This window comes from Stenotrophomonas sp. YJH_SMC_120 (assembly GCF_059368675.1).
Window position 1 is genome coordinate 261,846 of the sequence record NZ_JCAFRY010000005.1, and the last position, 9,891, is coordinate 271,736.

Here is a 9,891-nt window from a genome sequence, read left to right on the forward strand (position 1 = left end):
GGGTTCATGACCCGATCGAATGGGAATGCCGGCCAGCGGCCGGCACTACCCATGGGCGGGGTTCATGACCCGGTAGTGCCGGCCGCTGGCCGGCAACCGCGTTCACGCAGCGCGGAACGTATCCCACGCCATCCGCGCGATCAGCACCACCACCAGCCCCACGAACAGCTTGCGGATGAACGGCGTGCCGCCCTTCAGCGCCAGGCGCGTGCCCACCACCGAGCCGATGATGTTGGCCGCCGCCATCGGCAGCGCGAACAGCCACAGGATGTTGCCGGTCGGCACGAAGAACGAGATCGCCGCCACATTCGTCGCCAGGTTCACCACCTTCGACGCCGCCGAGGCGCGCAGGAAATCCAGCCCGAAGAAGCGCACGAACAGGAAGATCAGGAAGCTGCCGGTGCCCGGCCCGAAGAAGCCATCGTAGAAGCCAATCGCCGCACCGATCGCCAGCGCGATCACCAGTTCACGGCGGCCGATCTCCTGTGGCCGGTGCAGCGCGCCGAAGTCCTTCTTCCACAGCGTGTAGGCCAGCATCGCGACCAGCAGCACCAGCACCAGTGGGCGCACCGCGTCCTTGGGCAGCAGGCTTACCGCGGTGGCGCCAGCGAAGGAGAAGATGAAGGCCGTGCCGGCCGCGAACAACACCGGCTTCCACGGGAAGCGCACGTTGCGCGCATAGCGCCAGGCGGCCGCACCGGTACCGAACATCGAACTGAACTTGTTGGTACCAAACAGCATCGCCGGCGTCTGCTGCGGCAGCACCGTGAACAGGCCAGGCAGCTGCACCAGCCCACCACCACCGACGGCGGCATCGACCAGCCCGGCGATGAAGGCGATGACCACCAGCCACCACAACTCAGGGGGAACCAGTTCCAGCACGGCGATCAATCGATATGGGGGCGCGACAGCATACGCCTGTCCTGCACTGGTTGACCGGTGCCCCGCGTGGATCCATCCGCACAACCCGGCGACAATGTCCGCATGAGCCGAAAACCCACCGATCCCTGCCCCTGCGGCCTTCCCGCCGAGTACGCCGCCTGCTGTGGCCGTTTCCATGCCGGTGAGGCGGCCCCCGATGCCGAGCGCCTGATGCGATCACGTTACAGCGCCTATGTGCGGGGGCTGGCGGACTATTTGCGCCAGAGCTGGCATCCGGATACCCGTCCGGCCGAGTTGTCGCTGGATGATGCACCCGGCCAGCGTACGCATTGGCTGGGCCTGACCGTGCACGAGCACACTGTCACCGGCGCCGACAGCGCCGAAGTGCGCTTCACCGCCCGCTACCGCGTGGGCGGCGGCAGCGCGGTGAAGATGGGCGAGCACAGCCGCTTCCTGCGCGTCGACGGCCGCTGGTACTACCTCGACGCGGTGTGAGCCTCAGCCGCCGCGTGCCGCCAGCACGCGCTGGCCGGCATGCGCGCGGACCTGGTTGCGGCCACCGTCCTTGGCTGCGTACAGCGCCTGGTCGGCGGCCTTGATCACTGCCGCTGGCCGCTCATCCACGCGGCTGTCTGCCAGCCCGATGCTCACCGTCACCTGCACCGTCTGCCCGCTTCCGCCGCGTCCTCGCTGCCGGCGCCCCGTTTCATCGTCGCGGCTGCGTGTGCTCCGGTCGCGCAGCTGCATGCGGGTGTCCTCGATGGTCTGCCGCAGCGCCTCGACTGCATCCACGCAGGCCGCTGCGGGACGATCCAGGAACACCACCGCGAACTCCTCGCCGCCATAGCGGAACGCCCGGCCACCATCGCCCACCCGGTCCAGGCGCGAGGCCACCAGGCGCAGCACATCGTCGCCGGTGTCGTGGCCGTGGGTGTCGTTGAACGACTTGAAGTGGTCCACGTCCACCATCGCGATGCTGTAGGTGCCGCGCGCCCGCTGCAGGGTCTCATTGAAGGCGCGGCGCCCCGGCAGGCCGGTCAGCTCATCGCGGAAGGCCATATGGAAGGACTCCTGCATCATCGCGCCCAGCATCAGCAGCAGGGCCGCACTGGCCAGTGCCGGCAGCAGCACCGGCTGCAGGAACACCCGTGGCAGCATCCACCACAGGCACAGCAGGGCCAGCAGCATCGCCGTGTGCAACGGGCGCGGATGCCGCCAGGCCTGCCAGCCCAGCGCGGCGGTTGCCAGAAGGAACAGCAGCGCTGGCAGCTGTGCCAGCGCGTTCCAGTCGGCCGGAATCCAGCTCCAGTGGCGGTTGGACAGCAGATCGTGCATGCCCCGGGGTTGCTGCGTGGCCAGCAGCAGGAAGATCACCAGCGCGGCGCCACTGGCAACACCCCGCAGCAGCAGGTCGCGGCGGCGGCGGCCGCGCTCGGGCCACAATGCCAGGCCCGCGAACAGCAAGGGCAACCAGGCCGAAATGGCATGGAAGCGCAGCGGTGTCAGCGCTGTGACATGGCCGCTGTGCAGGTAGCCGCCCACGTCCTGGTGCAGCAGCGCGAACATGACCGCCACCACCAGCAGCAGGCAGAGCGTACGCACCTGGTGGTAGAGCAGGGCAAGGCCGGCGCCGAGGCAGGCCAGCAGCCAGGGCAGGATGCGTTGGGCCGGACTGGCAACGTCTTCGTTGCCCAGTGCTGCCCACAGCACCACGGCAACCAGCACGGCGGGCAGCACGAACAGGTAATGCGCAGGCTGGCGGAGCGGATGCAGGGGCAAGCAGGAATTCCAGCGCGGTGACGACGCGGCCGCAGCATTGCCGTTAGCGGCGTTCGCACCGGCTTCTTGAATGCGGGATGGTCACGCATGTGAACGCGTTGACGTCGTACGATGACATCGCACTCACCCTGTTGCGCAGATGCTGCCCGGATGGACAGCGTAGCCACCGCCGTCGCTGCCCCGCAGCGCGATCTCGCCCGCCAGTACGCATGTGTGCGGAACCGCAGCATGCACCTGGCAGCCCCCCTCAGCGCCGAAGATGCCATGCTGCAGAGCATGGCCGATGCCAGCCCGAGCAAATGGCATCTGGCCCACACCACCTGGTTCTTCGAACGCTTCGTGCTGGCCGGCTTCCCACCTGCACCGGCGCATGACCCTGCCTGGGACTACCTGTTCAACAGCTACTACAAGAGCCTCGGCCCGGCGCATGCCCGGCCGCAGCGTGGGCTGCTGTCGCGGCCATCGCTGCAGCAGGTGCGCGACTACCGCCAGCAGGTCGATGCACAGGTGCAATCGCGGCTGGCGGCAGGCGACCTTGATGAGCAGGCACTGCAGCACCTGCAGTTGGGCCTGCAGCACGAGCAGCAGCACCAGGAACTGCTGCTCACCGACATCAAGCACGCGTTCTGGTGCAATCCGTTGCAGCCGGCCTACCGCGAGGACCTGCAGCCTGCAACCAGCGCTGCCAGTGCGCAGAGCTGGATCGAGTCGCCCGAGCGCATCGTCACCATCGGCGCCGCAGCCTGGCCGCAGCACACCGCCTTCGCCTACGACAACGAATCGCCGGCGCATCGCGTGCTGCTCCCCGCGCACGCACTGGCCGAGCGCCCCGTCAGCAATGCCGAGTACCGCGCCTTCATCGACGCCGGCGGCTACCGCGAACCGCGCTGGTGGCTCAGCGAAGGCTGGGCGCTGCGCGAAGCCGAGAGCTGGCAGCACCCGCTGTACTGGGATGACGCCCTGCAGCGCGAGTACACCCTGGGCGGTTGGCGCGAACTGGATCCGCATGCGCCGGTCTGCCACCTGAGCTACTACGAGGCCGATGCCTGCGCCCGCTGGGCCGGTGCGCGCCTGCCCAGCGAGTTCGAGTGGGAGGCTGCCGCCGCAACGCTGCCGCCTCGCGGTCATTTTGCCGATGACGATCGGCTGCACCCGCAGGCTGCAGGGGGCAGTGGACTGCGTCAGCTGTTCGGCGATGTATGGGAATGGACCCACAGCGCGTATGGCGCCTACCCGGGCTTCCGCCCTTTCGCCGGCAACCTCGGTGAATACAACGGCAAGTTCATGTGCGGGCAATGGGTGTTGCGCGGTGGCAGCTGCGCCACGCCGCGTGGCCACGTGCGTGCCAGCTACCGCAACTTCTTCATGCCCCCGGCGCGTTGGCAGTTCTCCGGGCTGCGCCTGGCCAGGGACCTCGCATGAGTACGGTGCACGACGCACTGCAGGCGCTGACCGATCTCACCCCCGGCCGCCAGCAGATCCTCACCGACGTGGTGGCCGGGTTGTCGCGCACGCCGCGCCAGCTGCCGTCCAAGTACTTCTACGATGCGCGCGGCTCGCGCCTGTTCGAGCAGATCACGCAGACCCCCGAGTACTACCCCACGCGCACCGAGCTGGCCCTGCTTTCACGGGTACTGCCGGACATCGCCCGAAGCGTCGGGCCGCACCTGCACGTGGTGGAACTGGGCAGCGGCAGTGGCCGCAAGACCGCGTTGCTGCTGGCCGCCCTGCACGACCCGGTGGCCTACACGCCCATTGAAATCTCGCGTGCCGCGCTGCTGTCCAGCATCGACCACCTGGCCCCGGCGCTGCCCGAGGTGGAGATGCTGCCGGTCTGTGCCGACTTTACCCGTCCCGTCGCCGTACCCATGCCCGAACGCGAACCCGCGCGACGGCTGCTGTTCTTCCCCGGTTCCACGCTGGGCAACTTTGAAGGCGAGGACGCGGTCGCGCTGCTGCGCGCGATGCGCCAGACCATGGGGCGTGATGGCCTGGCCCTGGTAGGCATCGACCTGCACAAGGACCCGGCGCTGATCGAGGCGGCCTACAACGATGCGCAGGGCGTCACCGCCGCATTCACCCTGAACCTGCTGGCCCGCCTCAACCGCGAGGTCGGCAGCGACTTCGATCTGCAGGGCTTCCGTCATCGTGCCCGCTACAGCGTCGCGCGGCTGCGCATCGAGACCGATCTGGTCAGCCAGCGGGCACAGGACGTCCATCTGGATGGCCGGACCTTCCATTTCGAGGCCGACGAACCGATCCGCGTCGAATACAGCCACAAGTACACCGACGAGAGCTTCGAAGCGCTGCTGCAGCCGGCTGGCCTGCAGGTCATGCAGCGCTGGGATGCTGAAGGCCCGGCCTATGGCCTGCGCCTGTTGCGTGCCATCTAGGGCGGACGGCCAGCCGGTACCGCTTCAGGTTCAGCAGCACCGCTACCCCTAAGATGGCCGTGCAACGGCAACACGGAGGACGCCATGCCCATTCTGACCACGCTCGGCCTGGCGGCCGCTCTTGCCTCGGCGCCGACAGCGCCCGCCGCGCCTGCCGGCGACATCGATCCGGCGTTCAGCCGCTGCCTGTCGGGCCTGCAGGCCACCGCTGCGACACAAGGCATCAGTCCCGACCGTTTCAACGCGATCACCGCCGGCCTCACCCCGGACCCCAGCGTGCTCGGCCTGCTCGATGCACAGCCCGAATTCACCACGCCGATCTGGGACTACCTGGCCGCGCTGGTCGATCTCCCGCGCGTGGCTGATGGCCGCGCCCTGCTGCAGCAGCACCGCGACCTGCTCGATCGCGTGTCGGCGCAGTACGGCGTCGATCCGGCCACCATCGTCGCGGTCTGGGGCGTGGAGAGCGACTACGGCCGCGTGTTCGGCAAGCGCCCGCTGCTGCAGTCATTGGCCACGCTGTCCTGCGCCGGCCGTCGCCAACCCTTCTTCCGCGGTGAACTGCTGGCGCTGCTCAAGCTGATCGACCGCGGCGACCTGCAGGCCCAGGGGCTCACCGGCTCCTGGGCCGGTGCCTTCGGGCATACGCAGTTCATGCCCAGCACCTATGCGCGCATCGCCGTGGACGGTGATGGCGATGGCCGCCGCGATCTGGTCGGCAGCATTCCCGATGCGCTGGCGTCCACCGCCAACTACCTCAAGCGCGCCGGCTGGCGCAGCGGCGAGCCGTGGGGCGTGGAAGTCCGCGTTCCTGCGGGCTTCCACGCCAGCCAGGCCGGCCGCACCCAGCGTCGCGCCCTGGCCGACTGGCGTGCGCAGGGCGTGACTGCGCTGGATGGCAGCGTGTTGGCTCCGGCCAATCTGCCGGCGGATGCGCGCGCGGCGCTGCTGCTGCCGGCCGGCAACAAGGGCCCGGCATTGCTGGTGTTCCGCAACTACGACGCGATCTACAGCTACAACGCCGCCGAAAGCTATGCGCTGGCGATCGCGACGCTGGCTGACCAATTGCGTGGCGGCAACGGGTTGGCCACCGCCTGGCCGACCGATGACCCGGGCCTGGGCCGCGATGAGCGCCGCCAGCTGCAGACCCTGCTGCTGGCCCGCGGCCACGATATCGGTGCCGCCGACGGCATGATCGGTACCGCCACGCGCCGCGCGATCCAGGCCGAGCAGCAGCGCCTGGGCTGGAGCGAGGTGGACGGCCGCGCAGGCCAGCGCATCCTGCGCACGCTGCAGGAAGAGGCGGCCGCCATCGCACCCGCTGGGCAGAAAGCCTTGCCGGCGGCACGTTGACCGCGACATCATCGCCGCGGTCTTCAAGGAGCGTCATCGCATGCAGTCGAATCCGGACATCAGCACCGGCCTGTATCACGGCCTGGAGGTCTGGCAGGTGCGAACCGCCAACGCCACGGCGGTCGTCAGCGTGTTCGGCGGCCAGCTGCTGTCGTTCGTTCCTGATGGGCAGCCCGATCTGCTGTGGCTTTCGCCCACGCGCGCCGAGCTGCCCACGCCCATCCGCGGTGGCGTCCCGGTGTGCTGGCCGTGGTTCGGTCGCCAGGGCCAGAGCGCCGATGTACCGGCGCATGGCCTGGTACGTACCGCGCGCTGGGAGCTTCTGCAGGCCAGCCAGCGCGATGATGGCGAGGTCGAGCTGCAGTTGGCGCCTGCGCCCAGCGCCGATCGCGGCCTGCGCCTGCAGATGCAGTTGCGCATTGGCCGCCAGCTGCGCCAGCAGCTGGTCACCGAGAACACCGGAACCTCGCCGGTGACCTTCACCCAGGCCCTGCACAGCTATTTCCGGGTGGGCGATGCCAAGCGGGTCGAGGTCGAGGGCCTTGACGGCCTGCAGTACCTGGACAAGTACGAGGACTATGCGCAGCTGCGCCTGCAACAGGGACCGTGGTCATTGCGCGATCCGCGTGATCCCGGTCGCAGCGATCGCATCTATACCAGTGCCGGGGGCCACTACGTGCTGCATGATCCCGTACTGCAGCGGCGGATCGAGATCCGCAGCGAAGGCAGCCAGACGCTGGTGGTCTGGAATCCGGGCGCCGAGGCGGCAGCCAGGATGGCCGATGTCGGCGAGGGCTGGCGCGATTACGTATGCCTGGAAGTGGCCAACGCAGGCCCGGAGCAGATTACGCTTGCGCCGGGTGCGCGCCATCAGCTGGTGCAGACCCTGGGCAGTACCGCGCTGTAGGCGCGGACAACGATTTCAGTTTGTCGATGCAGGTAGCAAGGACGGAAAACATGCAGGAAGCACAATGGTGGTACGCCAATGGCAGGCAGAGCAGTGGGCCGGTGGATCTGGCCGGTCTTCGCCAGCTGCAGCAGGAAGGGACGGTTACGGCGCGCACCCTGCTCTGGTGCGAAGGCATGCCCTCATGGCGGCCGTTGGCGGAACTGGAGCAGGCTTCCACCCCCGTCGAGGTGGTTCCGGCCCTGGATATCGACGCAGCCCCTGCGGTTGAGGGCATCGCGCCGGATGTCGGCGACCCGTCCGATCCCTATCGTGCACCGGTCGCTGCACCGGACAGGGCTGCGGCTGCCGGGCTGGAGGGCGAGATGGCCTTGTACGCCAGCGTGGTCGGCGGCAACTTCCCGATCTATCGCCAGCGCTGGCGGCTGGATCAGGGCATTGCCACGGGCAGTGGCACCTGGCATTGGCCGGCCTTCCTGCTCGGCCTGATCTGGATGATGTACCGCCGGATGTATCGCCTGGCGGCGATGTGGGCTGGCCTGCTGCTGCTGATCAGCGTGGTGGAGACCTTGCTGGATGTGCCGGATGGCCTGTCGCTGGTCATCACCTTCGCGCTGAGCATCACCACAGGCATCTTTGGCAACAGCTGGTACCTGGCGCACTGCCAGCGCCTGATCGCCCAGGCCCGTGCCGTCACCGGCGACGATGATGCACGGCTGCGCAGCGAGCTGACCGCGCGTGGCGGCACCAGCGTGGTCGCCACACTGATCGCCATCGTCATCGCGGTGGCGCTGAGCATCGTCGGCGCAGCATTGGCCGGGTAGGGTGGGTCAGCGGTCCTGACGGGGCCGCAGCACCAGCAGGCACAGCGCACCGGCCACCAGGCCCCAGAACGCCGAGCCGATGCCGGCCAGTGAGACGCCCGAGGCGGTGACCAGGAAGGTGACCAGTGCCGCCTCGCGGTCCCGCTCTACCGCCAGCGCACTGGCCAGGCTGTTGGCGATGGTGCCGAACAGCGCGATACCGGCCACGCAGGCCACCAGCTCCTTGGGGAAGGCGGCGAACAGTGCGGCCACGGTGGCACCGAACAGCCCGATGACGATGTAGAAGGCACCTGCCGCCATGGCGGCGGTATAGCGTCGTGCCGGGTCCTCATGGGCATCGCGGCCCATGCAGATCGCGGCGGTGATTGCCGCCAGGTTCAGCGCGTACGCACCGAACGGCGCCAGTAGTGTATTGACCACACCGATCCAGCCGATCAGCGGCGACACCGGGGCGTCGTAGCCGGATGCCCGCATCACCGCCACGCCCGGAATGTTCTGCGAGGCCATGGTGACCACGAACAGGGGCAGGGCGATGCCGGCCACCGCGGTCCAGGACAGGGATGGGGTCACCCATTGCGGTACCGCCAGTTGCAGCTGCACCTGCTGTGCGTGCAGCAGGCCACGGCTGGCCGCAACCGCGATGCCGACCAGCAGGGTGGCGATGACCGCATAGCGCGGGAACAGGCGGCGTCCGGCCAGCCACGTGGCGAACATGGCAAGCGCCAGTACCAGCTGGGTGTTCATGGCCACGAACACGTCCAGACCGAAGCGCAGCAGCACCCCGGCCAGCATGCCGGCGGCCAGCGCCATCGGTACCCGTTGCATCAACCGGGCGAAGATGCCGGAGAAGCCAGCCAGCGTGCCCAGAACCGCAGCGAGCAGGAATGCACCGGTGGCCTCGGAAAGAGATGCGCCGCCGGCACCGACCACCAGCATCGCCGCGCCCGGTGTCGACCATGCGGTCACCACCGGTACCCGATAGCGCAGTGACAGTCCGATGCAGGTGACACCCATGCCCAGTCCCAGTGCCCACATCCATGAAGCGATCTGCGCCTGATTGGCACCGACAGCTTGTGCAGCCTGGAACACGATGACGGCCGAACTGGCGAAGCCGACCAGCACAGTAATGAAGCCGGCAACGAGGGCCGGTACTGAAAGGTCGCGCCACCACGCTTGCGGCACCTGCATGTTCATTGCCGTCTCTCCACTGTGCATCCGTGCATTGATAGCCCTTGTGGCGTTGACCGCGCAACGCGCGGTCAACGCCACAGTGATCTTCGAGCGTATGCCATGCGTGATGTTGCCTTGGTTCTGTCATCACCCTGCAAAAAAATGCTTGACGAAATCTGCAGGATCTCTAGAATTCGCTCCCTTGCTGCAGCGCACCGCTTCTTCGGAAACGGCACGCAACCAGCAACGCCACCACCGACGAACGAGATGATCGAACGAAGGTGTTGACGGACTCGAAAAGTCCGGCATAATAGGCGGCTCGCAACGACGAAAGGCCCTCGGGCCCAACGACGAAGCAGCATCGGCAACAACGTCCACTCCGGTGAGGCGGCCTTGAAAAAAGGTGTTGACGAAGCGGAAAAGCCGGCTATAATGGGCGGCTTCGCTACGAAGGAAACTTCGCAGCACACGGGAACGGCGCTGAGGCCACTTCCCAAGATCTTTGAAAGTATGCGCAGGTATCTTGTGAAGGCGCCTGCAGGAAGGATGATTGTCCATCTTGCAGACGTTTGATCAAGCAACT

General features: G+C 67.7%; 9 protein-coding genes. 6 read left to right on the forward strand and 3 right to left on the reverse strand.

Annotation, left to right across the window (positions count from 1 at the left end; translation table 11 throughout):
- Nucleotides 1-102: 102 nt before the first annotated feature.
- Nucleotides 103-882: a sulfite exporter TauE/SafE family protein gene (locus tag AC5P60_RS09780; RefSeq protein ID WP_005411690.1), complete on the reverse strand. Its 780-nt coding sequence runs from the start codon at nt 880-882 to the stop codon at nt 103-105.
- Between the two features lie 102 nt (nt 883-984).
- Here AC5P60_RS09780 and AC5P60_RS09785 point away from each other — a divergent pair, with 102 nt between their 5' ends.
- Entirely contained in the window at nt 985-1,377 is a 393-nt protein-coding gene (locus tag AC5P60_RS09785; RefSeq protein WP_012481663.1) for a YchJ family protein, read from the forward strand.
- Between the two features lie 3 nt (nt 1,378-1,380).
- Here AC5P60_RS09785 and AC5P60_RS09790 read toward each other — a convergent pair whose 3' ends face one another.
- Nucleotides 1,381-2,661 carry a GGDEF domain-containing protein gene (locus AC5P60_RS09790; RefSeq protein WP_033834567.1) on the reverse strand — a complete coding sequence of 427 codons (1,281 nt, stop codon included), beginning with the start codon at nt 2,659-2,661 and terminating at the stop codon, nt 1,381-1,383.
- A 150-nt stretch (nt 2,662-2,811) separates the two neighbouring features.
- Between AC5P60_RS09790 and egtB the strand changes: the two genes are divergently transcribed.
- The 5 genes from egtB (at nt 2,812) to AC5P60_RS09815 (ending at nt 8,138) form a co-directional block, all read left to right on the forward strand.
- The gene (gene egtB / locus AC5P60_RS09795) at nt 2,812-4,083 is read left to right on the forward strand and encodes an ergothioneine biosynthesis protein EgtB (RefSeq protein WP_033834566.1); all 1,272 of its coding nucleotides are present in this window, start codon (nt 2,812-2,814) and stop codon (nt 4,081-4,083) included.
- Complete coding sequence (gene egtD / locus AC5P60_RS09800; RefSeq protein WP_049403456.1) at nt 4,080-5,054, forward strand: L-histidine N(alpha)-methyltransferase; 975 nt, start codon at nt 4,080-4,082, stop codon at nt 5,052-5,054. The genes egtB and egtD overlap by 4 nt, the downstream gene beginning before the upstream one ends.
- A gap of 84 nt (nt 5,055-5,138) precedes the next feature.
- Nucleotides 5,139-6,407 (forward strand): lytic murein transglycosylase, encoded by a 1,269-nt coding sequence (locus AC5P60_RS09805; RefSeq protein ID WP_483693546.1) that lies wholly within the window; start codon nt 5,139-5,141, stop codon nt 6,405-6,407.
- A gap of 40 nt (nt 6,408-6,447) precedes the next feature.
- Nucleotides 6,448-7,314: a D-hexose-6-phosphate mutarotase gene (locus tag AC5P60_RS09810; RefSeq protein WP_033834563.1), complete on the forward strand. Its 867-nt coding sequence runs from the start codon at nt 6,448-6,450 to the stop codon at nt 7,312-7,314.
- Between the two features lie 50 nt (nt 7,315-7,364).
- Nucleotides 7,365-8,138 (forward strand): DUF2628 domain-containing protein, encoded by a 774-nt coding sequence (locus AC5P60_RS09815; protein WP_033834562.1) that lies wholly within the window; start codon nt 7,365-7,367, stop codon nt 8,136-8,138.
- A gap of 6 nt (nt 8,139-8,144) precedes the next feature.
- Here AC5P60_RS09815 and AC5P60_RS09820 read toward each other — a convergent pair whose 3' ends face one another.
- Nucleotides 8,145-9,332, reverse strand: a complete 1,188-nt coding sequence (locus AC5P60_RS09820; protein WP_033834561.1) for a benzoate/H(+) symporter BenE family transporter — start codon at nt 9,330-9,332, stop codon at nt 8,145-8,147.
- Nucleotides 9,333-9,891 lie beyond the last annotated feature (559 nt).

What these genes read in the sequence shown, in the direction of transcription:
- AC5P60_RS09785 (WP_012481663.1), top strand. Translation starts at nt 985, where the DNA reads ATGAGCCGAAAACCCACCGATCCCTGCCCCTGCGGCCTTCCCGCCGAG.
- egtB (WP_033834566.1), top strand. Translation starts at nt 2,812, where the DNA reads ATGGACAGCGTAGCCACCGCCGTCGCTGCCCCGCAGCGCGATCTCGCC.
- egtD (WP_049403456.1), top strand. Translation starts at nt 4,080, where the DNA reads ATGAGTACGGTGCACGACGCACTGCAGGCGCTGACCGATCTCACCCCC.
- AC5P60_RS09805 (WP_483693546.1), top strand. Translation starts at nt 5,139, where the DNA reads ATGCCCATTCTGACCACGCTCGGCCTGGCGGCCGCTCTTGCCTCGGCG.
- AC5P60_RS09810 (WP_033834563.1), top strand. Translation starts at nt 6,448, where the DNA reads ATGCAGTCGAATCCGGACATCAGCACCGGCCTGTATCACGGCCTGGAG.
- AC5P60_RS09815 (WP_033834562.1), top strand. Translation starts at nt 7,365, where the DNA reads ATGCAGGAAGCACAATGGTGGTACGCCAATGGCAGGCAGAGCAGTGGG.
- AC5P60_RS09820 (WP_033834561.1), bottom strand. Translation starts at nt 9,332, where the DNA reads ATGAACATGCAGGTGCCGCAAGCGTGGTGGCGCGACCTTTCAGTACCG.